Source organism: Collinsella sp. AM40-7AC (assembly GCF_003468125.1).
GTDB classification, from domain to species: domain Bacteria; phylum Actinomycetota; class Coriobacteriia; order Coriobacteriales; family Coriobacteriaceae; genus Collinsella; species Collinsella aerofaciens_O.
In genome coordinates this window covers 1-23,695 of record NZ_QSGK01000015.1, presented here as the reverse complement: position 1 = coordinate 23,695, position 23,695 = coordinate 1, and the positions used below count along the sequence as shown (strand labels likewise).

At 60.4% G+C, this 23,695-nt stretch carries 21 protein-coding genes; 13 read left to right on the top strand and 8 right to left on the bottom strand.

Annotated features, from left to right (window positions below; all coding sequences use genetic code 11):
• Positions 1–103: 103 nt before the first annotated feature.
• Both DW892_RS09780 and DW892_RS09775 read right to left on the bottom strand, forming a co-directional pair.
• Positions 104–1,087: a DNA/RNA non-specific endonuclease gene (locus DW892_RS09780; RefSeq protein ID WP_117767254.1), complete on the bottom strand. Its 984-nt coding sequence runs from the start codon at positions 1,085–1,087 to the stop codon at positions 104–106.
• A gap of 119 nt (positions 1,088–1,206) precedes the next feature.
• Positions 1,207–2,217, bottom strand: a complete 1,011-nt coding sequence (locus tag DW892_RS09775) for a LacI family DNA-binding transcriptional regulator (protein ID WP_233546914.1) — start codon at positions 2,215–2,217, stop codon at positions 1,207–1,209.
• 415 nt (positions 2,218–2,632) lie between these two features.
• Here DW892_RS09775 and DW892_RS09770 point away from each other — a divergent pair, with 415 nt between their 5' ends.
• The 7 genes from DW892_RS09770 to DW892_RS09740 all read left to right on the top strand — a co-directional run bounded on the left by DW892_RS09770 (position 2,633) and on the right by DW892_RS09740 (position 9,487).
• The gene (locus DW892_RS09770; protein ID WP_117767250.1) at positions 2,633–4,105 is read left to right on the top strand and encodes a PTS fructose transporter subunit IIC; all 1,473 of its coding nucleotides are present in this window, start codon (positions 2,633–2,635) and stop codon (positions 4,103–4,105) included.
• 144 nt (positions 4,106–4,249) lie between these two features.
• On the top strand, positions 4,250–5,518 hold the full coding sequence (locus DW892_RS09765; RefSeq protein ID WP_055251764.1) for a class II D-tagatose-bisphosphate aldolase non-catalytic subunit: 1,269 nt from the start codon (positions 4,250–4,252) through the stop codon (positions 5,516–5,518).
• A gap of 125 nt (positions 5,519–5,643) precedes the next feature.
• The gene (gene fsa / locus DW892_RS09760) at positions 5,644–6,327 is read left to right on the top strand and encodes a fructose-6-phosphate aldolase (RefSeq protein ID WP_006235616.1); all 684 of its coding nucleotides are present in this window, start codon (positions 5,644–5,646) and stop codon (positions 6,325–6,327) included.
• 63 nt (positions 6,328–6,390) lie between these two features.
• Positions 6,391–7,221, top strand: coding sequence for a transketolase (locus tag DW892_RS09755; protein WP_117767248.1), 831 nt, complete (start codon positions 6,391–6,393; stop codon positions 7,219–7,221).
• Positions 7,221–8,159 carry a transketolase family protein gene (locus DW892_RS09750; protein ID WP_117767246.1) on the top strand — a complete coding sequence of 313 codons (939 nt, stop codon included), beginning with the start codon at positions 7,221–7,223 and terminating at the stop codon, positions 8,157–8,159. Before DW892_RS09755 ends, DW892_RS09750 begins: the two co-directional genes overlap by 1 nt.
• A gap of 11 nt (positions 8,160–8,170) precedes the next feature.
• A complete protein-coding gene (locus DW892_RS09745) occupies positions 8,171–8,623 on the top strand; it encodes a PTS sugar transporter subunit IIA (RefSeq protein WP_117655772.1) in 453 nt (150 codons plus the stop codon).
• A gap of 213 nt (positions 8,624–8,836) precedes the next feature.
• Positions 8,837–9,487, top strand: a complete 651-nt coding sequence (locus tag DW892_RS09740) for an HAD family phosphatase (protein WP_117767244.1) — start codon at positions 8,837–8,839, stop codon at positions 9,485–9,487.
• A 281-nt stretch (positions 9,488–9,768) separates the two neighbouring features.
• On the opposite strand, the gene DW892_RS09735 is transcribed toward DW892_RS09740, so the two are convergent.
• A complete protein-coding gene (locus tag DW892_RS09735) occupies positions 9,769–10,647 on the bottom strand; it encodes an ATP-dependent sacrificial sulfur transferase LarE (RefSeq protein WP_117767242.1) in 879 nt (292 codons plus the stop codon).
• A gap of 167 nt (positions 10,648–10,814) precedes the next feature.
• On the opposite strand from DW892_RS09735, the gene DW892_RS09730 reads away from it, so the two are divergent.
• Positions 10,815–11,465: an HAD family phosphatase gene (locus DW892_RS09730; protein WP_158567056.1), complete on the top strand. Its 651-nt coding sequence runs from the start codon at positions 10,815–10,817 to the stop codon at positions 11,463–11,465.
• A 201-nt stretch (positions 11,466–11,666) separates the two neighbouring features.
• On the opposite strand, the gene DW892_RS09725 is transcribed toward DW892_RS09730, so the two are convergent.
• Together DW892_RS09725 and DW892_RS09720 are read right to left on the bottom strand one after the other, a co-directional pair.
• Positions 11,667–12,872, bottom strand: a complete 1,206-nt coding sequence (locus DW892_RS09725; protein WP_117759248.1) for an ATP-binding protein — start codon at positions 12,870–12,872, stop codon at positions 11,667–11,669.
• Between the two features lie 214 nt (positions 12,873–13,086).
• Entirely contained in the window at positions 13,087–14,220 is a 1,134-nt protein-coding gene (locus tag DW892_RS09720) for a LacI family DNA-binding transcriptional regulator (RefSeq protein ID WP_117767238.1), read from the bottom strand.
• Between the two features lie 312 nt (positions 14,221–14,532).
• Between DW892_RS09720 and glmS the strand changes: the two genes are divergently transcribed.
• The gene (gene glmS, locus DW892_RS09715) at positions 14,533–16,380 is read left to right on the top strand and encodes a glutamine--fructose-6-phosphate transaminase (isomerizing) (protein ID WP_117648388.1); all 1,848 of its coding nucleotides are present in this window, start codon (positions 14,533–14,535) and stop codon (positions 16,378–16,380) included.
• A 113-nt stretch (positions 16,381–16,493) separates the two neighbouring features.
• Here the strand turns inward: glmS and DW892_RS09710 are convergent, their stop codons facing one another.
• The gene (locus DW892_RS09710; RefSeq protein ID WP_050766156.1) at positions 16,494–17,195 is read right to left on the bottom strand and encodes a GntR family transcriptional regulator; all 702 of its coding nucleotides are present in this window, start codon (positions 17,193–17,195) and stop codon (positions 16,494–16,496) included.
• 192 nt (positions 17,196–17,387) lie between these two features.
• On the opposite strand from DW892_RS09710, the gene DW892_RS09705 reads away from it, so the two are divergent.
• From DW892_RS09705 to DW892_RS09695, 3 genes are all read left to right on the top strand, one after another.
• Positions 17,388–18,422 carry a YeiH family protein gene (locus DW892_RS09705; RefSeq protein ID WP_117767234.1) on the top strand — a complete coding sequence of 345 codons (1,035 nt, stop codon included), beginning with the start codon at positions 17,388–17,390 and terminating at the stop codon, positions 18,420–18,422.
• Between the two features lie 265 nt (positions 18,423–18,687).
• A complete protein-coding gene (locus DW892_RS09700) occupies positions 18,688–19,905 on the top strand; it encodes a helix-turn-helix domain-containing protein (protein WP_117767232.1) in 1,218 nt (405 codons plus the stop codon).
• A gap of 84 nt (positions 19,906–19,989) precedes the next feature.
• On the top strand, positions 19,990–20,565 hold the full coding sequence (locus DW892_RS09695) for a hypothetical protein (protein WP_147349869.1): 576 nt from the start codon (positions 19,990–19,992) through the stop codon (positions 20,563–20,565).
• 241 nt (positions 20,566–20,806) lie between these two features.
• Here DW892_RS09695 and DW892_RS09690 read toward each other — a convergent pair whose 3' ends face one another.
• Positions 20,807–21,328: a nitroreductase family protein gene (locus tag DW892_RS09690; RefSeq protein ID WP_117767228.1), complete on the bottom strand. Its 522-nt coding sequence runs from the start codon at positions 21,326–21,328 to the stop codon at positions 20,807–20,809.
• 290 nt (positions 21,329–21,618) lie between these two features.
• On the opposite strand from DW892_RS09690, the gene DW892_RS09685 reads away from it, so the two are divergent.
• Complete coding sequence (locus DW892_RS09685; RefSeq protein WP_118260475.1) at positions 21,619–21,909, top strand: CDP-alcohol phosphatidyltransferase; 291 nt, start codon at positions 21,619–21,621, stop codon at positions 21,907–21,909.
• Positions 21,910–22,227: 318 nt separating this feature from the next.
• Here the strand turns inward: DW892_RS09685 and DW892_RS09680 are convergent, their stop codons facing one another.
• On the bottom strand, positions 22,228–23,520 hold the full coding sequence (locus DW892_RS09680) for an IS30 family transposase (RefSeq protein WP_117767226.1): 1,293 nt from the start codon (positions 23,518–23,520) through the stop codon (positions 22,228–22,230).
• Between the last annotated feature and the right edge of the window lie 175 nt (positions 23,521–23,695).

Below are 23,695 nucleotides of genomic sequence, written 5' to 3'. Positions count from 1 at the left end.
TGCTGACGAAAAGGCCGCCCTGGGCAACCGGGGCGGCCTTATTTGATCCTTTGGGGACGGAGGAAAACGGATCAATTTAGGTTTTGGGGCAGCTTGGTCGGCCCTAGTCTCCCGAGGTCTGATTGCGGCCGGTGGCGTAGTCGATCTGCACATGCGGCTGCAGGTTGTAGCAGTATACGTGGAAGCAGAGGGTCTTGCCGTGGTCCTCGACCGATTGCGCCTCAAGGCGCACGCCGCGGCAGACAAGTTCCTCTTCGTTATACATGGGCGTGACGCGGTAGAGCACGTGGTTGCCCGTTTCGCGGATGTAGTCGAGAATCTGCTCCTCAAACGGCAGCATGCCCGTCTCGTTGAGATAGCGCGTGCCGGTGAGGAGATTCTTGCGGTTGGCGTTTTCGCCGCAGAGCGACCAGGCGATGAGGTGGCAGCGGTTGTAGAGGCTCTGGCCCGGAATAAAGTCGTAGCGCTGCTGATGCCATCCGGCGGGATGGATGCGCGAGATATCGCCGCGCTTGCCTTGACCGAGCGATTCGGGGCCCACGCAGGCGAGCGCTTTGCGAGTGCGGCCCAGGCTGTCGAGCTTGGAGAACTTCTTAAAGCAGCCCTCTTCGGTGGCGCGATCGTATTCATCGAGTGTGAATGACGGCGTGCCGAGCGGGTGCGTGCTGTCGGCGCGAAGGGCAACGTAGGGGTTGCCGGCATAGTCGGGAATGCTGCTGAGATAAACACCGCGGGCGCGGTTGAGGTCGGGGTTTTCGACCTCGTCGATGGGGGTGGCGGTGCTGTCCGCGGAAGCGCCGTCGCCGGTGTCGGTTGCGGCGGAATCGGAGCCATCGCCAGAGTCTTGGCTATTTTGAGAGTCCGAGGAACTCGCTGTTCCCGATTCGAGCCGGGCGACCAGGTCTGCCTCGTCGTCGGTGCGGCTGGGGCTCTCGTTTTGTTTTTCGGCCAGAGCCGCCGCCTGTTCGTCGCTTTGCGGCGACAGCAGCTTGGGCGCCCCGTCAAGCGATCCCGTAAACAGTGCAAACCCCAGCACCACGGCGGTGCCGATGGAAAGTACTTGCTTGTAGGCGGACTTGCGCGACATTGAGGCTCCTGGATGGACGGTTGGGAATCTACCAGTCTAGCAGGAGCCGCCGAGGGTCGTTCTATCGAACAAATACTCAAGATTTGGGATAGATGCTACTGATTAATTTGTCCCGCGGTCTAGATCGAGGTGGAGTCGAGCCAGTTGAGCTTGCACTCGAGAATGCGCTGCTCGCCGGGTTCGCTGCTGCCGTCAAGTAGGGCGAGCAGCATCTCGGCTGCTTCGCGACCTTCCTGGTCGACGGGCTCGATGATGGTGGAGACGGTCGGTGTGGTGAGATTAGTCCAGTCTTCGCAGTTGAGTCCCAAAAGGCCGATTTGCTGCGGAAGCAGATGGGCCATGGGCTGAAGTGCCTTGTAGACGCGGGGGAGCGCCCATTGGTTTTGGACAAAGATGAGCGTACGCTTGGCGGGGTTGAACTTGTATTTAAAGTATTCGGTGAGCTCGTTGATTGACGGCTTGTTGTGGTCGATGGGGATGGCTTTGTAGAGCTGCCCATTCGCGGCTAATGCCTCGGCATATCCCTGAAAACGTTCCATGCGGGTGCGCATTTCGGTCATATTGGCGGCAATGGAGAAAAAGTCCTCGTAGCCGGCATCGAGAAGCGCCTGCGTGGCATTGTACACGCCGTCGTAGAGGTTGGTTTTGATCCAGCTGGTGCCTGGGCTGTAGATGGCCGCATCGAAAAAGACGACCGGCTTGCCGGCGCGTTTAATGCGGTCGTGCACGGCTTTGAAGTTTGCCGTGGGCTGGATGATAAAGCCATCGACGCCCAGCGAGAGCATCTTGTCGACGTACATGAGCTCGGTCTCGGGGTTAAAGTTGCTCGTGCAAACGACTGTCTGGTAGCCCGCGGGGAGCATGACCTGCTCCATGCCATTGAGAACGAGCCCCGCCCATTTGTTGGTGTTATCCAAAATGATGATGGCAATGACGCGGGTTTGCTTGCCGGTGAGCGTCTGCGCTTGGGCGTTGGGAACGTATCCGAGTTCCTTAATGACGCGCGCGATTTTGTTCCGCGTCTTTTCGCTAAGCTTTTCTCGTTTGTCGTTGAGGTAATACGAGACGCTTGCCGTCGAGGTTCCCGCCTCTCGAGCGACGTCTGCGATCGTAACGCGCTGTTTTGCCACAGCGACTCCTTCCGACAGATGAGCATTTTCCAACATGATGACTTTGAGTCTTGGTGAGGGATACGCTTCGGTGAGCGACCTTTTCCTTTCATATGAGTATGCAACAAATGCGGTATACGGGTGGGGTCGAAATTTGTGACCGGCATGCGCATCTGCCGTCTACCGAGAAAATCAAATACTTCTTGACTTTTGAAATCGAGGGTAAAATCGCAGGATTCATTTTTGGTTAAACGCATAACTAAATCGCATAACCAACGCTCTGACCTGCGCGTTTACCGAAATAAGCTGGCATTAAGAAAAACGAGCACCTATATTGGTCTTGTCGAAAAGACAGCAAGTCCAAACGGCAGGGGATGCTCCGGAGGCCTCCGCAAACGGTGTCTTGCGCACGCAACTCTATGAAAAGAGGGAAGCAATGAAGATCGTAGGCGTTGCCGCCTGTACCGTGGGTATCGCCCACACGTATATGGCCCAGAAGGCGATTCAAGATGAATGCGCCGCCCGTGGCATCGAGTGCAAGGTCGAGGCTCAGGGTGGCCTGGGTATCGAGAATGAGCTCACGCAGGAAGACGTGGACTCCGCCGACCTGGTCCTGGAGTCCGTCGACGTGGGTGTCGAGAACGAGGACCGTTTTGAGCAGAAGATGGCCGAGGGCAAGTTCCTCAAGGTCGGTACCTCGGATGTAATCGCCGATCCGGTAAAGATCATCGACCAGGCTGTTGAGATCATCAAGGCGACGGGCGGCTCCGTTGACGCGCCCAAGGCCGAGGCCAAGGCAGAGAAGAAGGCCGTCTCCGCTGCCCCGCAGGCCCCGACACCGGCGTCCAAGCAGTCCATCTTTGCCGATCCTGGCAAGACGCTGCTCAATGCATTCAATACCGGCGTTTCCTATTTTATCCCCATTGTCGTTATCGGCGGCGTGTTCCTCGCCTTCTCACTGGCATCCGGCACCGCCGGCGCCAATGGCATGGAGGTTACGAACCCGCTGATGGTGAGTCTTAACACCATCGGTATGGCCGGCATCTCCATGATGATCCCGGTGCTTGCGGCATACATCTCCTACTCGATGGCCGGCAAGCCCGCGCTCGCCCCTGGTTTTGTCCTGGGCTACCTGGTCAACAACGCAGTCGTTACCCCTAGCGGCAACAGCGTTTCGACCGGTTTCTTGGGCGCCATGATCATGGCGGTCATCTGCGGCTACTTTGTCCGCTGGATGAAGACCTGGAAGGTCAACAACACCATCCAGACCATCATGCCCATCCTGATCATCCCGATTCTGACCTCGCTTGTCCTGGGTATGGCCTATATCTACATTCTGGCCACGCCGCTTGGCTTTGTGATGGACTGGCTCACCAGCGTGCTCGGCAGCCTGCAGGGCGGCTCCGCTGTTGTCCTTGGTCTGGTCATTGGCGTTATGACCGCCTTCGACATGGGTGGCCCCATCAATAAGACCGCCTCGACCTTTACCATGGCTATCATGGCATCCGGCATCTATGGCCCCAACGGTATGTTCCGCGTTGCCGTCGCCGTTCCCCCGATCGCCTGTGGCCTCGCTGCGCTCATCGCAAAGACCAAGTTCGATGACGCCGACCGTCAGATGGGCATCTCCGCACTGTTCATGGGCTGCATCGGTATTACCGAGGGCGCCATTCCCTTCGCGGTCAAGGATCTTGGCCACACCCTGCCCGGCATCTGCATCGGCTCTGCCGTGGGTGCGGCACTCGCCGCCTTCCAGGGTATCGACTGCTACGTCCCACACGGTGGCTTTATCGTCGCCCTTGCCACCAACAACGTCGCGCTGTTCTGCCTGGACATCGTGATTGGATCCGTGGTCGCCGCTGCAATCCTGATTGCCATGAAGCCCACGCTCGATAAGCAGGCCAAGTAAACCTTTAAGGACTCCGGTTGTGCGGAGGGATGGATTTGACTCCGCACAACCGTCCCTACACAACAAAATCCATCCGCACTGATAGGGCCCACATCTGGGTCCCAGGGAACTTTTGTCAAAAATCCTCTGGAGAAGGAGAACAAAATGTCCAACCTCACCATCCGCCAGGCCGTTCAGGGCATGCTCAAGCTGCAGGACAGCGGCGATCACGCAACCATGGTCGGCATTGGCCCCATGAGCCCCAACCTGATTCAGGCCGTGTTCGAGCTTGCCAAGGACGAGGATTTCCCGCCCATGTTTATCGCTAGCCGCAACCAGGTCGATATGGACGAGATGGGCGCCGGCTACGTCAACGGTTGGGACCAGACGCGCTTTGCCGCCGACATTAAGAAGGTTGCCGACGAGGTGGGCTATACCGGTCCGTACTACCTGTGCCGCGATCACGGCGGTCCGTGGCAGCGCGACGAGGAGCGTAACGCCCACCTGCCCGAGGACGAGGCCATGGAGCTCGCCCGCAAGTCCTTTGTCGCCGACATGGAGGCAGGCTTTGACCTGCTGATGGTCGACCCCACCAAGGACCCCTATCAGATCGGCAAGGTTATTCCGCTCGACGTGGTGCTTCGCCGCACGATCGATCTTATCGACTATCTTGAGCAGTACCGTCGCGAGCATAACCTGCCCGAGGTTGCCTATGAGGTCGGTACCGAGGAGACCAATGGCGGCCTGACCTCCACCGACAAGTACGAGGAGTTCATTTCTCAGCTGCAGCCCGAGCTCGAGAAGCGCGGCTGCCCCATGCCCACCTTTATCGTCGGCCAGACCGGTACGCTCACCCGTTGGACCGAGCAGGTCGGTCATTACAACTTTAAGAATGCCCGCGAGCTCGCCGACATGGCCAAGCGCTACGGCGTGGGCCTGAAGGAGCACAACGCCGACTACCTGGACGACGCGACGCTGCTCGAGCACATCCCGGCACACGTGACCGCTTCCAATGTCGCCCCTCAGTACGGCACCGAGGAGACCCGCGCTTACCTCAAGCTCTGCGCTACCGAGCAGATTCTGGTCGACAACGGCCTGTGCGACGATCCCTCCGATCTGTATCACACGCTGCTGGTCAAGGCCATCAAGACCGAGCGCTGGCGCAAGTGGATGACCGGCGACGATGTCAACCTGCAGGTTGACGACATTCTGGCCGACGACGAGCTCAGCCTGAAGATTCTGGATGTCTCCGGCCACTACGCGTTCAACGATCCCGAGGTCAAGGAGCAGGTCGAGAAGCTCTATCGCAACCTCGCTGCCCAGGACATTGACGGCAAGCGCTTTGTGATCGAGCACATCAAGCGCCCGATCAAGCAGTACGTCGTCGGTCTTAACCTCAAGGGCGTCACGAGCCGCATCGAGAAGGCTCTCTAAGTAGCTTTTCCTACACGACGCCGGGCCTGGGGCATGTCCCAGCTGCAGGCCCGGCACATAGGACAAAGGGACATCCCCTTTGTCCTATTTTTTGAGTTTTGGATTCCTTAGAAGGAGTTTGCACCATGAAGTTCTTTATCGATACCGCCAACCTTGACGAGATCGCCGAGGCCAAGAGCTGGGGCTGCCTTGCCGGCGTCACCACCAACCCGTCCCTGTACGCCAAGACCGGCGGCAAGCTCGCCGACTTTGAGCCCCATATGCTCAAGATTGCCGAGCTCTGCGAGGGCCTGCCCGTGTCTGCTGAGTCCACCGCGACCACTGCCGAGGGCATGATCGAGGAGGGCAAGCGTCTTGCCGCCCTGGCTCCCAACATCGTGGTCAAGCTTCCCGTGTGCGAGGCCGGCCTCGCCGCCTGCCGCGCCCTGGCCGATGCGGGCGTGCGCGTCAACATGACGCTTGTTTTCTCGCCGACGCAGGCCCTCATGGCCGCCAACGCCGGTGCCCGCTACATCAGCCCGTTTGTCGGCCGCTTTGACGACATCGCCGAGGACGGCATCTCGCAGCTCGACAACGTTGTGACCTGCATCAAGAACTATGACTGGACCGGCAAGAACGTCGACGACACCGTCGAGATCATCACCGCTTCGGTCCGCACGCCCAACCACGTGACCCAGGCGGCTCTTCTTGGTGCCGACATCGCGACCGTGCCCATGGCCGCTCTCAAGAAGTGCCTGCATCACCCGCTGACCGACCAGGGCCTCGCCTCTTTTGAGGCTGACTGGCAGAAGGTCGTCGCTCAGGCTTAACAAGTGGATTGCCCCGGCATCGCGTCATCCGGTGCCGGGGTTGTTCTCAAGAGAGGAATTCGTATGACCAACCAGGAGCTGGCGAAGGTCGCCAATGAGGTCAGGAAGGGTGTCGTGACTGCGGTGCACGCGGCCAAGTCGGGACATCCGGGTGGATCGCTCGGTGCTGCCGACATCATGACGTATCTGTACTTTGAGGAAATGAATATCGATCCTGCCGACCCTCACAAGGCCGATCGAGACCGCTTTGTGCTCTCCAAGGGTCACGCGGCGCCGGGCCTGTATTCGGTGTTGGCAAATCGCGGCTATTTTCCCGTCGAAGAGCTCGAGACGCTCCGCCATATTGGCAGCCGACTGCAGGGCCATCCCAACATGAACGACACCCCGGGTGTTGATATGTCCACCGGATCGCTCGGTCAGGGTATCTCCGCCGCGGTTGGAATGGCGCTCGCCGCAAAGCACTGGGGTGACAGCTACCGCGCCTACACGCTGTTGGGCGACGGCGAGTGCGAGGAGGGCCAGGTGTGGGAGGCGGCCATGTTCGCCGGCAACCACGACCTGGATAACCTCGTCGCTATCGTCGATCATAATGGCCTGCAAATTGACGGCAGTATCGACGAAGTTAACTCGGCTATGCCACTTGCCGACAAGTTCCGCGCTTTTAAGTGGCATGTGATCGAGCTCGCCGACGGTAACGACATGGCGCAGATTGCCGCCGCCTTTGCCGAGGCTCGCAAAGTGAGCGCCTCGCCTGTGGCCATTATCGCCGAGACGGTGAAGGGCAAGGGCGTCTCCTTTATGGAAAACCAGGTGGGCTGGCACGGCAAGGCACCCAACGATGAACAGTTTGAGCAGGCCATGGCCGAGCTCGCAGCAGCAGGGGAGGAGCTCTAATGGCAGACGTCAAGAAAGTCGCCACGCGCGTTAGCTATGGCGAGGCACTTGTCGAGCTGGGCAATGAGCGCGATGACTTTGTGGTTCTCGATGCCGACCTGGCCGCCGCAACGCAGACCGCAAAGTTTAAGGCTGCGCACCCCGAGCGCTTCTACGATGCCGGCATTGCCGAGAGCAACTTGATGGGGCTTGCCGCCGGCATCGCGACCACGGGTCACGTCGCCTTTGCGAGCACTTTTGCCATGTTCGCCGCCGGCCGCGCGTACGAGCAAGTGCGTAATTCCATCGGCTATCCGCACCTCAACGTCAAAATCGGCGCTACGCACGCGGGCATCTCGGTCGGTGAAGACGGCGCCACGCATCAGTGCTGCGAGGACATCGCGCTCATGCGCACGATTCCGGGTATGACGGTGATCGTTCCCGCCGATGACATCGAGGCTCGCGCTTGCGTACGCGCCGCGTATGAATTTGAGGGGCCAGTCTACATGCGCTTCGGCCGTCTGGCAACACCGGTCATCAACGACCACGAGGACTATGAGTTCAAGATTGGCCGCGGCGTGGTCGTGCGTGAGGGGTCCGATGTGACCATCATCGCTTGTGGCCTTATGGTCGCCGAGGCGCTTGAGGCTGCCGAGACGCTCGCTGCCGATGGCATCGATGCCGAGGTCATCAACATGCACACGATCAAGCCACTTGATGAGCGCCTGGTGGTTGCCAGCGCCAAGAAGACTGGTCGCGTGGTCACTGCCGAGGAGCACTCGATTATCGGCGGTCTTGGCGAGGCCGTGGCCTCGGTACTCGCGGAACAGCATCCGTTGCCGATGCGACGCGTCGGCGTGCGCGATGTGTATGGCGAGTCCGGCCCTGCGGTCGATTTGCTGCACAAGTACGGTTTGGACGCCGACGGTATCGAAGCTGCAGTCAGGTCTGTGTTGTAAGGAAGGTTTCCATGGGATTTGTATCTGCCAACCAAGTGACGATCGGGTATACCGCCGCCTCGCGCGAGGATGCCCTGCATTATTTGTCCGAGCAGGCCATCGAGCTCGGCTTTGCCGATGACGCATCTGCCGTAGAAGCTGCCTTTATTGCTCGCGAGAACGAGGCCGAGACCGGCCTTGTCGCCGGTTTTGCCGTTCCGCATGCCAAGAGCGATGCGATCCATACGCCGGGCGTGGCCGTGCTCAAGCTGTCCGAGCCTGTTGAGTGGCCGAGCTTTGATGGCGTGCCCGTCGATGTCGCGCTCGCACTGTACGTGCCCGCCGGCGAGGCTGGAACCACGCATCTGCGCCTGCTCTCCAAAGCTGCCGTGATGCTGATGGACGCAGGCTTCCGTGACAAAGTGCGCGAAAGCACCGATCCTGTCGAGATTGCCGAGCTCATCAACGCCGGGCTCGAGGGTTAGAACGGGCTCTCCGTTCCATTAATCGATCCTTCTCCAAGGAAAAGGGCCGCGACGCTATAGACGTCGCGGCCCCGTCTGCGTTTCCCCAGATAAAACTTGCCAAAATAAACCTGTCCCTTTTCAGTAGGTTGGCGCGATATGATATATACGTTATATACAAGTTGCAAAGTGGGGGTAGGGTTGCGGTAACGCAAGCCGGCGAAGGGGGCCGATATGATCAAGGCTGTTATTTTTGACATGGATGGAACGTTGATCGATACCGAGCGCTTGGACATGAAGGCGTGGAAGGTGGGTGCTGCCGAGCTGGGTATCGCGATTGATGACGCGCTGATGCATCAGTTTATCGGCCGTTCGAATGCCGATGTTAAGGGCATCCTTGAGGCACATTACGGCAAGGGCGAAACTGCCGATGCAATTTATGCCCGCAACATTGAGCTTCACACCGAGATGGCCAAGACCGACCTGGAGCTTAAGGCCGGCGCCGCCGAGTGCCTAGACGAGCTGCTGGCCGCGGGCTATCACGTGGGCCTTGCGACGTCATCGCGCCGCATTGCGGCCGAGCGCAACCTTAAAACGGTTGGCCTCTTTGACAAGTTTGAAACGGTGACCTTCGGCGAGGACGTCGCATATGGCAAGCCCGACCCCGCAATTTACCTGCTCGCTTGCGAGCGCGCGGGCTTTGCTCCCGAAGAGTGCGCCGTGGTCGAGGATTCTCGCAACGGCTGCGTCTCGGGCATTGCGGCCGGCTGCCACGTCTTTGCCGTGCCCGATATCTTGCCGCTGCCGCAGGACGTGGTGGATGGCTGCGAGGCCGTTCTCGATACGCTGTTCGATCTGCCGGCAGCGGTCAGGGCAGTGCGCTAAAGGCATGCGCCGAGGTTGATGACGGTGGCTTCGGCGTGGCCCCGCTTGCGTTTTCCCAGATAAAACCTGCCAAAATAAACCTGTTCTCTTTTGGTAGGTTGGCGACAATTTATGTAGCCCAGGTTGAGCATAAGCGAGCGAGCGGGTTCCGGGTGCGGCAAGGTGACGTGAAACAAGCGGGCGCTGACCTTTTGGTCGCGCCCGTGAAGTTGAACGTCAGTTTGCCGTGCCCGGAACCCGCGCAGCGCCGAGCGGTTACGCCGTTTGTAAAACGGCGTAACTTAAAGGTTCATGTTGCCGTGGATGTAGGGGGTGACCTCGGGGGAGATATGGCCGCAGCCTAGGTTGCGCAGGGCAGATTCGATGGCGGCGGGAAGCGGGGCCTTGCCCTCGTCGTTGACCGCGGTCCTGCCGAGGGCGGCAATCTTGGCAACGTCTGTCGGCGCGGCCTCGATATGCATGCAGCCGCCGACGAGGCGTGCGCGGACCTGGTCTAGGCCAAGGTCGTGCAGGTAGTCCTCACAGGTGCGGATTACATCGACCTTCTCGCGCGTGAGCTCCTCGCCCGTGGGGACACGCGTGGCCAGGCAGGCTCCTGCCGGCAGGTTCCAAACGGGATAGCCCCAGGCGCGCAGCAGCTCGCTTTCTTCGTCCTTGGTAAAGCCGACCTCCATGAGGGGCGAGCGCACGCCGAGCTCCTGGGCGGCGCGCATGCCGGGGCGGTAGTCGCCGCGGTCGCTTGCGTTGCTGCCGTCGATGACGGTGGGAAAGCCCAGCGACTTGGCGTGGTTGACGATGGCGGTAAAGCCGGCGCGCTTGCAGTGGTAGCAGCGGTCGGCATCGTTGCAGGCTACTTGGGGGAGCCGCAGCTGATCGACCGAAAGATTGAGCACGGGGAGCTTGAAATGCGGCCCCTCATCGGCCTGCCCGTCAACCGCCTGCTCAAACGAAGCCTGCTCGGGCGTGCCGATGAGCGGCGTGGTGAGGTGAACGAGAAGCGTGCTGGCGGGCATGATGCGGGCGCAGACCGCGGCCAGAAAGCTGCTGTCGACGCCGCCGGAAAAGCCGATGGCGACGCGTCCGTATGCCAAAAGCAGCTGCTCGAGCGCTGCGAGTTTGTCCTGAAGCCCCTCTGCAGGTGCGGTGGTGTCTGAAAGCATGAATCGATCCTTGCCGTTGAGTACTCGGTCGAAAACTATAATCCTACCGAGCCGCTTGTCATAAGACTTCTATCTATGTAACGAAAGTGCAATATGCTATATACGTTATATACAAGTTTGTAAAGTGCGGTAGAGTGGCAGTAATGCAATCCGGTGAGGGGACCGATATGATCAAGGCTGTTATTTTTGACATGGACGGAACGCTGGTCGATACCGAGCGTTTGGGCATCAAGGCATGGAAAGCGGGCGCTGCCGAGCTGGGGGTCGCGATTGATGATGCCCTGATCCATCAGTTTATCGGCCGCACGCTGCCCGACGTCATGGACATCCTTGATAAGCGTTATGGCAGCCACGAAACTACCGAGGCGGTCTATGCCCGCCACAAGGAGATTCGCGACGAGATGGTCAAGACCGAACTGGAGCTTAAGGCCGGCGCCGCCGAGTGCATAGACGAGCTGCTGGCTGCGGGCTATCACGTGGGCCTGGCGACGTCGTCGCGCCTCGTTACGGCCGAGCGCAACCTTAAGATGGTTGGTCTTTTTGACAAGTTTGAAACGGTGACCTGCGGCGAGGACGTCGTGCACGGCAAGCCCGACCCCGAGATGTATCTGCTTGCCTGCGAGCGCGCGGGCTTTGCTCCCGAGGAGTGCGCCGTGGTCGAGGATTCTCGCAACGGCTGCGTCTCGGGCATTACGGCCGGCTGCCATGTCTTTGCCGTCCCCGATATCGTGCCGCTGCCGCAGGACGTGGTGGATGGCTGCGAGGCCGTGCTCGATACGTTGTTCGACCTGGCGGCGGCAGTCAAGGCCGTGCGCTAGCGTTTGCACGCGAGTCGCCATGTCCCGCGCCCGAGCTCGCAGGACGGTGGCGGCAACGGCGCCTGCGTGGAGGCGCTGACGCAGTCAGCCCCTCTTATCACGCCAAGATTGCTGTTTTGGCCGATAAGAGGGGCATTGTGCTTTAAGCGACTGGGGCTGCGGCCTTGGTAAGGAGCTGGCGGAGGGTTATGACGTTACAGGTTACTCCAGGAGCCAGTCGATCACGTTGCGCTTGCGGACTCCTTCGTAGTTCGCGTCCGCAAACAGCGTGTCGAGCGTAAGAAGCGTCTTGGGGTAGTTGTCTCGGACTTTCTTAAAGGGGGCCAACTCTCGATTGAGGGTAGTTTCGTCGAGCGTTGTGGCTGAAACCTGAAAATAGGCTGTCTCGTCTGACTTTAGGGCAACAAAATCGATTTCCCCGCCGTCGATATCGCCCACGTAGACGTCGTATCCACGGCGTAGGAGCTCGAGATAAACAACATTTTCGAGGATATGACCGATATCGCTGCTTTGGGTTTTGACGAGAGCGCCTCTAAGTCCAAGGTCAACGGCGTAGTATTTGCCGTTTGTTGAAAGAAGCTGCCGACCGCGCACGTTATAGCGCGGAGCAAAGTACAGCACAAGGCTGTCTGTTAAGCCTTTGAGGTATTTGGCTACGGTTTTCTGGTCGGTTTTGTTGCCGTTGGACGAGAGCGTGTCGGAGATTTTTTTAATCGAGATCCGGTTTCCAATGCTATGGAGTAGGAACTTGGTGATATCGCGCAGGGTCGGGACGTCCGAGACCTTCAGGCGTTCGATAACGTCGCGTATGACGATGGTATCGTAGAGGCTCATAAGATAATCGCGCGCCTGGGGTCCCTGAATACCCGTCTCGGCGATAAAGGGAAAAGAGCCCCGGGTGATGTACTCGTCAAACAACTGCGCGGGAGCCTTTCCGTCATTGGTTTTTGCCGAGCAAAACTCTTTAAAGGATAGGGGCAGCATCTTGAGCTCTACGTAGCGGCCGGAGAGCAAAGTTGCCAGCTCGCTCGAGAGCAGATAAGCGTTGGAACCGGTTATGTAGAGGTCGACATTGTCCTTGATAAAAAGACTGTCGACGGCTTTTTCGAAATGCTCGACGTGCTGTATCTCGTCCAGAAAAACGTAGTTCATCTTATCGGGGACGAGTCTGGCGGAAATGTAGTCGTAGAGTGCTCTATACGACGTAAGCGACTCGAACTCCAGGTCTTCAAAGTTGAGGGATATAACCTGGTCGCCTGTGATTCCATGATCGCGCAGGTAGCTACGGTAGATTTCGAATAGCTTTGATTTGCCGGACCTTCGCACGCCCGAAACGACCTTGATGACGTGCGAGTCTTTCCACGAAATGAGCCAGTCGAGGTACTGTTTGCGATCAATCAGATTCATGAAACCCCTTTCTTGGCGAGAAAAAACTGGAGCAAAATCAATACTTATAGGAAATATCTAAAAATATGGAATTGAGTCTATTTTAACAAAAAAGTTAATGAAAAATGGATTACATTCCATAAATAACTGTAGCCGCAGGTCCGGCTAAACGGAGAAGGCCCGTGGGGCCAGCAAAAACGCCGCAGCGGGACTGTTCCCGTTGCGGCGTTTTTTGTTACAGGTAGGCGCCCAGGTTGATGTCGGTTATTGGGGCCGCGGATGGGCCCGTCGGGTGCTGCTCGGCCTTTTGGGTGCTCACACGTTCGAGCAAGAAGGGGCGCACGAGCTCCTGACGGTTAATGTCCTCGGTGGCCGTGGCCGTGGTGACGGTACGCGCGGCGGAGCCGATGCGGACTCGTTTGGTCTTGGCGGCAGGTTTATCCTCGATTTGCTCGATGAGCAGCTGCACGCCCTTGCGGCCGATCTCGTAGCCCGGTGGTGCCACGGTGGTGAGGGGGACCGATCCGCTCCAGGCAAGCGGGTTGCCGTCGCAGCCGGCAACAAGAATCTGGCCGGGGACAGAGATGCCTTTGTCGGTCAGCGCCGAGATAACGCCCGAGGCCAATACGTCAGTCAGGCCGATGACAAAATCGGGGCGCTCGTCAGCAGGGCGCTCGGCAATCTGGGCACCGATACTGTAGCCGTCGGCTGCGGTATTCCATTCGCCGGCGTCGATGACTTCGATCTTGATATCGGGGTGTAGAGCGAGCGCTTTATGAATGCCAAGGACGCGCAGGGTGAGTTGCATAAATGCTGCTCGACCCACAACAGTGATATGGCGTGCGCCGCGGGCGATGGCGAGCTCGGCGATAATGCGCCCCTGTGCCTCGTTGTCGGCGGCCACGTAGTAACCGGGTTCTGAACAATGGACGTCCAGATGGACGATCGGCACGGGCATTTTAGTCATGGCCGGGTGCCAGTCGGGGGATGCCATGGGCTGAACCATGACGCCGGACATCTGCGTGCCCATAAAGTAGCGCAGGTAATGATCCTCGAGAATATCGTCGTTATCGGCATTGGCGATGAGCAGATCGTAGCCGTGCTTGCGGGCCTCGTTGTGGGCGCCGCTGGCGATTTGGAGCGAAAAGCCGTGGTCGAGACGGGGGAGCACCAGGCCAAAGGACTTGGTGGCGCCGCCCGCGAGCTGACGAGCGCTTTGGTTGGGCAGGTAGCCCAAGCGATTGATGGTCTCGTTGATGAGCTTGAGGGTCTCGGGGCGCAGCTTTTCGGGGTGGTTGAGCGCGTTGGAAACCGTGCCCAGCGAAACCCCGGCCTCGCGCGCGACGTCGCTGATTTTCACCTTTGCCATAGCGGCCCCTTTGATGCGTTTCAAGTACAAACCAGATTGTAGCATCCCAAACCTACCAAAAAGGGACAGGTTTATTTTGGCAGGTTTTATCTGGGGAAACGCCGTTGCCAGCGCGACCACCACAAAGGGGACAGGCACCTTTGTGGTGGTTTGGACCGGCTGGACGTGTGTGCATCGGGTGGTATCTAAGTTGAGATACCACTTCTGGTATATCAGCTTGCGCTTGCGTGAGTACAATACTCGAACGTTATACGTCTCAGCGCCCCCTGTGCGTGGACGTCTTGCAGTCACGCGAACGAAGGGATTTATCCTATGTGCGGAATCGTCGGCTACACCGGCTCTGATATTGCAAAGAACATCCTGGTCACGGGCCTCAAGCGTATGGAGTATCGCGGCTATGACTCCTCGGGCGTCGCGCTCGAGGTGGGCGAGGGCGCCGCGGCTCACCTCGACGTCATCCGCCGCGTGGGCAAGGTTGCGGGCCTGGAGAGCGAGCTTTCCAGCATCGACAGCGACGCTACCTGCGGCATCGGCCATACCCGCTGGGCTACCCATGGCAAGCCCTCCGTCGTTAACGCTCACCCCCACACCAGCTGCGACGGTCGTATCGCCATCGTCCACAACGGTATCATCGAGAACTTCGCCGAGCTGCGCGAAGAACTGGAGGGCCGCGGCCACCACTTTAAGAGCGAGACCGATACCGAGGTCTTCGCGCATCTGATCGAAGAGGCCTATGCCGAGACGCACGACCTGATGGCTTCCGTGCGCGAGGCTTGCACCCACGTGGTCGGTGCCTATGGTCTGGCCGCCGTGTGCGCTGACGAGCCCGGCGTGATCGCCGTGGCCCGCAAGGATTCCCCGATCGTGGTCGGAGCGGGCGAGACCGGCGCCTATGTCGCCTCCGACGTCATCGCGCTCATCGACGCCACCCGCGATGTCGTGGTGCTCGAAGACGGTCAGTTTGCCAAACTCACGCCCGCAGGCGTCGAGTATACCGACGAGGCCGGCAACGTTATCGAGCCCAAGGTCACCCACATCGACTGGGACCTGGACATGGCAGAAAAGGGCGGTTATCCCGACTTTATGCTCAAGGAAATCCACGAGCAGCCGCGCGTCGTGCGCGACACGCTGGTCGGTCGTATGACGCCGGCCGGCGAGCTCGACATCGACGAGCTGGGCCTTTCGCTCGAGGAACTCAACGACATCGACCGCGTCTACGTGATCGCTTGCGGAACCAGCTATCACGCTGGCCTCATTGCCAAGAATCTCATTGAGGGCTGGGCTCGCATCCCCACCGAGGTGGAGGCGGCCAGCGAGTTCCGTTATCGCAACCCCATCATTACGCCGACGACGCTTGTCGTTGCCGTGTCCCAGTCGGGCGAGACGGCCGATACCCTTGCCGCCATTCGCGACGCGCGCATCAAGGGTGCCAAGGTCTTCGGCATCACCAACGTGGTGGGCAGCCCCGTGGCGCGTGAGAGCGACGGCGTCATCTACACCAAGGCCAACAAGGAGATCGCGGTTGCCTCGACCAAGAGCTTCATCGGCCAGGTCGTGAGCCTTACGCTTTTGGCCCTGCTGCTGGCGCAGGTCAAGTACCGCTTGACCACCAAGCAGGCGCGCATGCTGTTCCGCGAGCTTTCCGATACGGCCGAGCAGATCCAGTGGATTTTGGATACCCAAACCGAGGCCGTGCATGAGGCCGCCCTGCTGTGCAAGGACGCGCAGTCCGCACTGTTCGTGGGTCGCGGCATGGGTGCCGCTATTTCCTACGAGGGCGCGCTCAAGCTCAAAGAGGTCAGCTACCTGCACGCCGAGGCCTACGCCGCCGGTGAGATGAAGCACGGCCCCATTGCCCTGATCGACCCGGGCTTCCCTGTCATCGCTGTGGCTACCAAGAGTGCCACCTACGACAAGACCGTGTCGAACCTTATGGAGTGCAAGGCACGCGGCGCCAAGGTCATCGTCGTTGCCACCGAGGGCGACGAGGAGATCAACAAGATTGCCGACTGCATCATTCGCGTGCCGGCCGTCCGCGACGTGTTCAGCCCCATCACGGCGAGCGTCCCGCTGCAGCTGCTCGCCCGCGAGGTGGCTATCCTGCGCGGTTGCGACGTTGACCAACCTCGCAACCTGGCGAAAAGCGTCACGGTCGAATAATTGTTGTTCCGCCGTTCTAGTGACCGAGGCCCGGCTCCGTTGCAGCGGAGCCGGGCCTTGTTGCATTTGCCCAGATAAAACCTGCCAAAATAAACCTGTCCCTTTTTGGCAGGTTAGCGGAGCTTGCTGGTCTCGAAGTACTCGGGGAACTGGTCCAGAACCTCGGTTTGGTTGCGGAACATCATGTGCAGGTGCTTGCTGACCAAAAAGCTCGCTTCGATGGGGTCGCGACCGGCGATAGCGCGGCGAATCTGCTTGTGCTCGTTCACGATGTCCTGATTGTCGAGAACCTGCGTGGCGGCGCGCAGCCAGCGGAAGCGCTCTAGGTCGGCATTGGTCTCCTCGAGCCACGACCACACGGTGCTGCGGCATGCGATGCTAAAAATCATGTGATGCATGAGGTTGTCGCTCAAAAAGAAGCCGATGCGATCCTCTTCGGCCATGGCCTTTTCCTGCAGCACGATGGCGCGGTCGAGCTGCTCGATGCCGGCCGACGTGGCTCGCGCACAGCACTCCACAATCACCTGCTTTTCCAGATGTTCGCGGATGTAGCAGGCACTCTCGGCAAGGGTGAGGTTGATGGGTGAGACGTAGGTGCCGCTCTGGGGCACGGTGCGCACCAGGCCTTCCTGCGCCAGACGCACCAGTGCCTCGCGCACGGGCGTGCGCCCCATATCCAGGTCGTCGCAAAGTTGCTTGACGCCCAGCTTTTCGCCCGGCTTGTAGTCCAGGTAGACGATCTTGCGTCGAATGGTGTGGTAGGACTGGTCCTGTAGGCTCGTTTCCTGCTCGCCGACGTGCATCGATTCTTCCATAGCGCCTCGCAAACGTTCTTCCACACTCATATGTCAGTTGTTTATTATGCCGCGAATCAGTTCTCTGCGGTGGAAATTCAATCGCCGCCCGATAACTTTTGCGACATTTTTGCCTGCGTTTGTACGGGATTGTGCTCAACGTTGCCGTATCATAAGCCGTCGCAAACGTGAAATAGAAAGAAGGAATCCCATATGCAACTGGCAAATATCGTACGCGAGCGCTGGAAAGGCGTTTTGTTCTGCCTGATCATCGCCATTCCCGCGACGTTGCTCGGCAAACAAATTGAGGTGGTCGGCGGTCCGGTATTCGCCATCCTCTTTGGCATGGTCCTGGCGCTCGTCTTTCCCAAGAATCGTCGCGAACAGCTCGCCGCCGGCGTCACCTATACGTCTAAAAAAGTCTTGCAGTACGCGGTAATCCTGCTTGGCTTTGGCATGAACCTCTCGCAGATTCTGTCCAAGGGCGCTCAGTCGCTGCCGATTATCGTGGCGACGATCTCGACCTCGCTTGTCATCGCCTTCGTGCTCTGCCGCGTTATGCGCGTGCCGGGCAAGATCGCGACGCTCGTGGGTGTGGGCTCGTCGATTTGCGGCGGTTCTGCCATCGCCGCGACCGCGCCCGTCATCGATGCCGACGATCGTGAGATTGCCCAGGCTATTTCGGTCATCTTCCTGTTTAACGTTATCGCGGCGCTCGTGTTTCCGACGCTCGGCGGCATGCTCGGGCTGACCAACGAGGGCTTTGGCCTGTTTGCCGGCACCGCCATCAACGACACTTCGTCCGTAACGGCTGCGGCGAGCGCTTGGGACAGCATGCATCCCGGTGCCAATGTGCTCGAGAGCGCCACGGTGGTCAAGCTCACCAGGACGCTGGCCATTATTCCCATTACGTTGGTTCTCGCATGCTGGCAGATGCATCTGGCGCGCAAGGCCGGCGGCGACGCCAAAAGCACGTTCTCGCTTAAACGCGCGTTTCCCATGTTCGTGCTGTTCTTTGTGCTGGCGAGCGTAATCACCACGGTGCTTCAGCTTCCCGCGTCCATTACGGCGCCCATCAAGGAGCTTTCGAAGTTCTTTATCGTGATGGCTATGGCGGCCATTGGCTTTAATACCGATATCGTCGAGCTGGTCAAAAAGGGCGGTAAGCCCATCGCATTGGGCTTTTGCTGCTGGATTGGCATTGCGTGCATGAGTTTGGGAATGCAGCACGTGCTGGGAATCTGGTAGAGAAGTAGCTTATTTGCGTGCTGCATGCTGGTGAGCGCATGTCCGCGGTGGAGCGATAGGAGCTCTTGCGGGTATGGCTTGTCCGCAGGTTTATAGGTCCCGAAGAGCTCTTATCGCCCCGCCAGGATGGCGATGCGGGGCAACTCATATACTCGCAGGACGGCGGCCTCTGCCCTATAGTGTTTGGTGAGCAATATCGTTCAATTTTGAAACACTCACCCGCGCGGCCGTCGGTGGCGGCGTGGCGTCGAGGACGGGACGCAATATGAACAGTGACGCCAAGCTACAAATCTTGATCGAGGCCTTGGCTGCTGCCGGGGCCTCGGCGTTGGCAATCGATGGGCATGGACACGTGGCGATTTCGACCATGGATGATGTCGCGCTCGAGCAAGATGTCGCGGCATTTGTCGCCGAGCGCCTGGGGCGCGTGGGCAACGGCACGCGCCTGGTGATGGGGCATGCGGGAGGGCGCTTGAGCCTCACGGTGCGTCCGGTCGCCAAGGAAGACGGCGCGCTTTGGGTGGTCGTGATCCGCGAGGTGCGCGGTGTGGCGGCACACGCGGGCATTGAGTGGCTTAACGCAGATGAGGTCGAGGCGCGCTACGAGGCAAGCGCGTACGGCATTGTCGAGGGTGCCGCTGCGGTCTCTGGCCCCGTCTGCGAAAGCTATGCCCGCGGCGTGCCCCTCATGTTGGAGGGCGAGCTGGGTGCTGGCCAGGCAGAGATTGCAAAACGCCTCTATCTGGATGGGCCTTATGCTGACGAACCCTTTGTGTCCGTGGCACTTGACGAGCTCACAGATCGCGGCTGGCGCCATCTGCTCAAAAGCTCGGAATCGCCGCTGTTCCAGGCAAGGCTGACCCTTTGTATTGGCGGCTGGCATGCACTTTCGCCGCAGCGTCTGCGCGAGCTTGTCTCTACGATGACCGACACGGCGCTGGCCGCGCGTTGCCATGTGGTTCTGACGGCAAACGATATGCCGGGCGGTGGCGAAAGCGATCAGGCCGCTTTTGTAACCGAGCGCTTGGCGTGCGCAGTGAGTGTGGCGCCTGCGATTGCCGAGCAGGGTGGCGCATCGAAAAAGGTCGCGCAGTATTTGTCGTATCTATCAGATGTCTTTGGAACTGCCGCTCCGAGTATGTCTGAGGAGGCTGCCTCGACGCTCAACGGCTATCGCTGGCCACGCAACTATCTGCAGCTTCGCGAGGTCTCGGAACGACTCTATATATTAGTAGGGCCGGGTGTGGCGGAGCGCACGGTGGCGGAGGAGGTGCTCGCCCAGGAAGACGTCATCAAAACCGCAACCTTTGGCACTCCGACGCTCGACAGCGACCTGTATATCCTGCGTCCACTGGCCGATACCGAACGCGACATCGCGCGGCTGGTCGTAGGCTACCTTCAGGGCAACCGGACCCGCGCTGCCGAGGTGCTGGGAATAAGCCGCACGACCCTGTGGCGCTTGCTGAAGGACGATGACCGCTGAGCGAGGCGCTCGTGACCGCGTGCAGCGCGTGTGCTACAGTCCAAAGCGGTAATGTTTCGATTGCGTTACGGCGTGCGGGGGCGTATGACGGAGACTTCAAAACCTAATCGGGCTCGAAAGCCCACGGCGCCGGTCAACCGTCGCACGGCTTCGCGGACGTGGGGCAAAAGCGCCTCAGGCTTCGACGGCTCGTTCAAACGCACTAGATATGGCTATCCTTCGGCAAGCGCTCGCTTGGCCATGCAGGCCGAATCGTCGCTGTGGGGCCGTAAGCGTGTGGTGGGCTCAAAGCTCAAGCACGATGGAACGCTCGGCTTCATTAGCCGTGGCGCTGCTCGCCGTAGCGGCCTCAATCCCGCAGGCTGGCATCGCTATGTTCCGATCGCGGTCGTTGCCGCGATAATCGCCATCGCGCTCGCGGCACTTGGTTACGCCGGCGGCGGGGCCAATCTGGACGCATTGTTTAAGTCGCCCGAGCTCGCGCATGCCGGCACGGAGCTTGTCGAGGGCGCTCAGGCCCAGACGGGCGTGGCGCCTCAGCGTGGTATCGTTGCGGCGGCCTCCACCATCGCCGATGCGCAAAAGGACGAGGACGAACAAGGCAGCGAAGCCGAAACGACTCACACGAACGAAACGACGACAACTCCATCGGCAAGATAAGTTGCGAGTGGGGCAGCAAATTTGGGATGGGGCCTTTTTAAGCTGCCCAAGTGTCGAATGTAAACAGTGGTGCACCCGATGTCAGTCACCAACAGCGAGCGAACCGCATTTGTGCCAAGGTGACGTGAAATGAGAGGGCGCTGACCTTTTGGTCGCGCCCTCGAAATTGAACGTCAGATTGGCGTGAATGCGGCTCGCGCAGCGTCAGCGGGGCCGCCGTTCGTTAGAACGGCGGAACTAATTACCTGACGTACACGATGTTGTCGCGGCGGGGTTTGGCCTGGGGAAGCACGTCTTCGGCATAGCCCAGAATGCAGTTGCCCACACCGCGCAGGCTTCCGTCGGCGGGCAGACCCCACTTGGCCAGCAGTTCCAATCCCTCGGGTGAGTCAAAGACCTCGTGCGCGCGGTGGATCCAACACGAATCGACGCCCAGCGCATAGGCTGCGTTGAGCAGGTTGCCCATGGCGAGTGAGCCGTCTTCCAGGTGCGTGGGCACGCTGCGGTCGACGAGTACCACCACAACGGTCTTGGCGCCGTAGAAGGGATCTCCCTCGCTACCCATAGCCTGGGCGTTGAGCTGCGAGAGGCGCTCGACGGTTGCGGGGTCGGTGACGGCGACGAACGTGACCGGCTGGCGTCCCATGCCGCTCGGCGCATACTGACCGGCTTCGATAATGCGTGCGAGCTTCTCGGCCTCGACAGGGCGATCGCTGTATTTGCGGCAGCTGCGGCGATGGATGAGCGCCTCGATGGTCTCCATGTGTCCTCCTGACGTTGGTTGCGATGCCTCGTTCTTACCCGCCGAACCAAAACCGTAATCGCGCCGTCGGCCCCAAAAAATGCAAGCTACCAAGTGGAAAAGTTGGTTTGCATAAAACTTCAGCCAGAATGTGACAAACCGGTGGGATGATTAAACGTTTTATCCCGTCTACCCTGCGGTTTTTACCATTTGCCTAAATGATGCGCGCATAAGCCCTGATAAAGGTTTTACTAAAGGAGTACCAACGTTTATCAACGCGCCATGGTGGCGCCGGGCCAGGAGGTAACATCATGTTCCAGGCTGGAGATGTCGTCGAGACCGACTTCGAAGGATTTCTGAAGCTGTTGCGTTCCAAGACGCGCGCTTTCGTGTCGATCAACGATCACGAGTACTACATTACGCACACCGATGGCTATTGGCGTGTTCAGGATTGCGAGGCCCTCAACGATAAGGGCCATTTTACTGACTGCTCCGAGCTGGTCAATACGGTCTGCGAGGTCGTCGAGCTGCCTTGGATCTGCGGCAAGAGCCTGCACGACAGCTTCTCGGGCGCCACGGTCTACGAGGCCGTCGCTGCTTAACAGCCAACAATCGATATTCTCTCGCAACCGTCGGCGCCGCCCCGCGCCGGCAGTCTTTTTTGTCGATATGTTATATAGGTCGCACGTCTTGGTTGATTTCCGATCTCAGCCGAACACATTGAGCGAATAGGCCGTTCCCGCAGCTAGCCGAACGCCCCCGAGGTCCCATTCGGGCCCCCGGGTCGGCATTTTCCCAGTTGAAGGAACGGTGGAGATGTGTTTCGATGGGTCCGGTGGCCATGCTCCGCCCGCCGCCCGGCACCTCCTCCCAGACCCAGCCGAACGGTCGGTCAGTCTATTCCGTTTTTCCCTTTCAGGCTAGGACAGCGGGGCATCGCCCCTCTCTGCGCGCGCCCGCGCGATGAGCCCCGGCGTCAGGTCGAGCCCGTCGACGGGCACGTCCTCGATGCCGTACGCCTCCAGCAGCGCCGCCGCGTCGTCGCCGAGCATCGCCCGGAAGGTGCGGGCGGGCGTCGCGAAGCCGAGCGCGCCGCGGGGCTCGGAGTTCACGTGCGACATCGCCAGCGCAAGGTCGGCCGGGGCTAGCCGGTCGAACCTGAGGCCGCGGCCCTTGGGCAGCAGCTTCCTGATCTCGACGTGGTTGCGCTCGCAGGCGCCCTTCTGGTCGCTGCGCCGGGGGTCGCAGTAGAACAGCCTCGTCTCGCCCGGCCCCTCGCCGATCAGCGCGGCGATCGCGCCCTCGTCGGAGAACTCGGCGCCGTTGTCGGTGAGGACGGCGCGGAACACGCGGCGCGTCCCGCCGGCGCCCAGCACCGAGCGCACGCCCCCGAGCGCCGCCGCCACGCTCTCGGCGTCCTTCGCCGCGAGCGGCAGCGCGAGCTGCAGCCTGCTGGGGCGGTGCAGCAGCGTGAGCAGGCAGGCGCTGTCCTCCCGCGAGCCCTCGACGGTGTCCATCTCCCAGGCGGCGGCGCACGCGTCCTCGCCGAGGGCGAGGAACGCGGCGTGCGACCTGCGGGGCGAGTGCGGCGTCGCCCTCTTCGGGGCCCGGTGCGACCTGGGCCTGTAGCCGACCTTGCGCCTGAGCTCCATGTTGGTCATGCCGTCGTAGCCCGCCGCGACCCAGCGGTAGATCGTCGAGGGCGACAGGTCCACGGGCCCGCCGTTGCGGGCGGACAGCTGCTCGGGCGAGAGCCCCCGGCCCAGGCCGTCGCGGATGAGGGCGAGCGCCTCGGCCGCGGCGGGCTCGTCGGCGTCTATCCCGCGCCTCGACGAGACGAGGACCGAGTCCGCGCACAGCTGCGCGGCGCGGGCCTCGTAGAAGACGTGCGGGCGGCGCTTGCAGCCGATCGCGCGGTACCGCCCGCACCCGTTGCAGCATCGCGGCCACGCGGCCAGGCGCGGGCATGCCGCGGACAGGTCGGCGGAGGCGTCCACGCGCTCGCCGCGCCTCTCCCTCGGCGCGGTCACGAACCTGTGCGACGCCACCTCGGCGCTCACCGTCGAGGGCGACCTGCCCAGCTCCCTCGCGATCTGCCTGCACGAGGCCCCTCGCTCCAGCATCCTCTGGACCGTGTTCCGCTCGTGCCTGGTGAGCCTGCCGTAGGCCCTCGGGGCCGCCTTCCCGACGCCCTTCTTCCTCTTTCCGGACATGCCGTCCTCCGATCTCCCGGGGCCGGCCGGTCCGGCCCTCAGGGTATCGGATTCCCACATTCACCCGCACATGTGCGGATGAATGTGGGAAGTGTTCGGATGAAGTTGCCAATCAAGGGAGGTGCAGTGAGGTTGATTTTCAATCTCAACGCAACAGCCTGAACGGGCCCCGCGT

What these genes read in the sequence shown, in the direction of transcription:
- DW892_RS09710 (WP_050766156.1), bottom strand. Translation starts at nt 17,195, where the DNA reads ATGGAAGAATCGATGCACGTCGGCGAGCAGGAAACGAGCCTACAGGAC.
- DW892_RS09690 (WP_117767228.1), bottom strand. Translation starts at nt 21,328, where the DNA reads ATGGAGACCATCGAGGCGCTCATCCATCGCCGCAGCTGCCGCAAATAC.
- DW892_RS09730 (WP_158567056.1), top strand. Translation starts at nt 10,815, where the DNA reads ATGATCAAGGCTGTTATTTTTGACATGGACGGAACGCTGGTCGATACC.
- DW892_RS09725 (WP_117759248.1), bottom strand. Translation starts at nt 12,872, where the DNA reads ATGAATCTGATTGATCGCAAACAGTACCTCGACTGGCTCATTTCGTGG.
- fsa (WP_006235616.1), top strand. Translation starts at nt 5,644, where the DNA reads ATGAAGTTCTTTATCGATACCGCCAACCTTGACGAGATCGCCGAGGCC.
- DW892_RS09680 (WP_117767226.1), bottom strand. Translation starts at nt 23,520, where the DNA reads ATGTCCGGAAAGAGGAAGAAGGGCGTCGGGAAGGCGGCCCCGAGGGCC.
- DW892_RS09695 (WP_147349869.1), top strand. Translation starts at nt 19,990, where the DNA reads ATGACGGAGACTTCAAAACCTAATCGGGCTCGAAAGCCCACGGCGCCG.
- DW892_RS09685 (WP_118260475.1), top strand. Translation starts at nt 21,619, where the DNA reads ATGTTCCAGGCTGGAGATGTCGTCGAGACCGACTTCGAAGGATTTCTG.
- DW892_RS09740 (WP_117767244.1), top strand. Translation starts at nt 8,837, where the DNA reads ATGATCAAGGCTGTTATTTTTGACATGGATGGAACGTTGATCGATACC.
- DW892_RS09705 (WP_117767234.1), top strand. Translation starts at nt 17,388, where the DNA reads ATGCAACTGGCAAATATCGTACGCGAGCGCTGGAAAGGCGTTTTGTTC.
- DW892_RS09750 (WP_117767246.1), top strand. Translation starts at nt 7,221, where the DNA reads ATGGCAGACGTCAAGAAAGTCGCCACGCGCGTTAGCTATGGCGAGGCA.
- DW892_RS09780 (WP_117767254.1), bottom strand. Translation starts at nt 1,087, where the DNA reads ATGTCGCGCAAGTCCGCCTACAAGCAAGTACTTTCCATCGGCACCGCC.
- DW892_RS09735 (WP_117767242.1), bottom strand. Translation starts at nt 10,647, where the DNA reads ATGCTTTCAGACACCACCGCACCTGCAGAGGGGCTTCAGGACAAACTC.
- DW892_RS09745 (WP_117655772.1), top strand. Translation starts at nt 8,171, where the DNA reads ATGGGATTTGTATCTGCCAACCAAGTGACGATCGGGTATACCGCCGCC.
- glmS (WP_117648388.1), top strand. Translation starts at nt 14,533, where the DNA reads ATGTGCGGAATCGTCGGCTACACCGGCTCTGATATTGCAAAGAACATC.
- DW892_RS09755 (WP_117767248.1), top strand. Translation starts at nt 6,391, where the DNA reads ATGACCAACCAGGAGCTGGCGAAGGTCGCCAATGAGGTCAGGAAGGGT.
- DW892_RS09720 (WP_117767238.1), bottom strand. Translation starts at nt 14,220, where the DNA reads ATGGCAAAGGTGAAAATCAGCGACGTCGCGCGCGAGGCCGGGGTTTCG.
- DW892_RS09700 (WP_117767232.1), top strand. Translation starts at nt 18,688, where the DNA reads ATGAACAGTGACGCCAAGCTACAAATCTTGATCGAGGCCTTGGCTGCT.
- DW892_RS09770 (WP_117767250.1), top strand. Translation starts at nt 2,633, where the DNA reads ATGAAGATCGTAGGCGTTGCCGCCTGTACCGTGGGTATCGCCCACACG.
- DW892_RS09765 (WP_055251764.1), top strand. Translation starts at nt 4,250, where the DNA reads ATGTCCAACCTCACCATCCGCCAGGCCGTTCAGGGCATGCTCAAGCTG.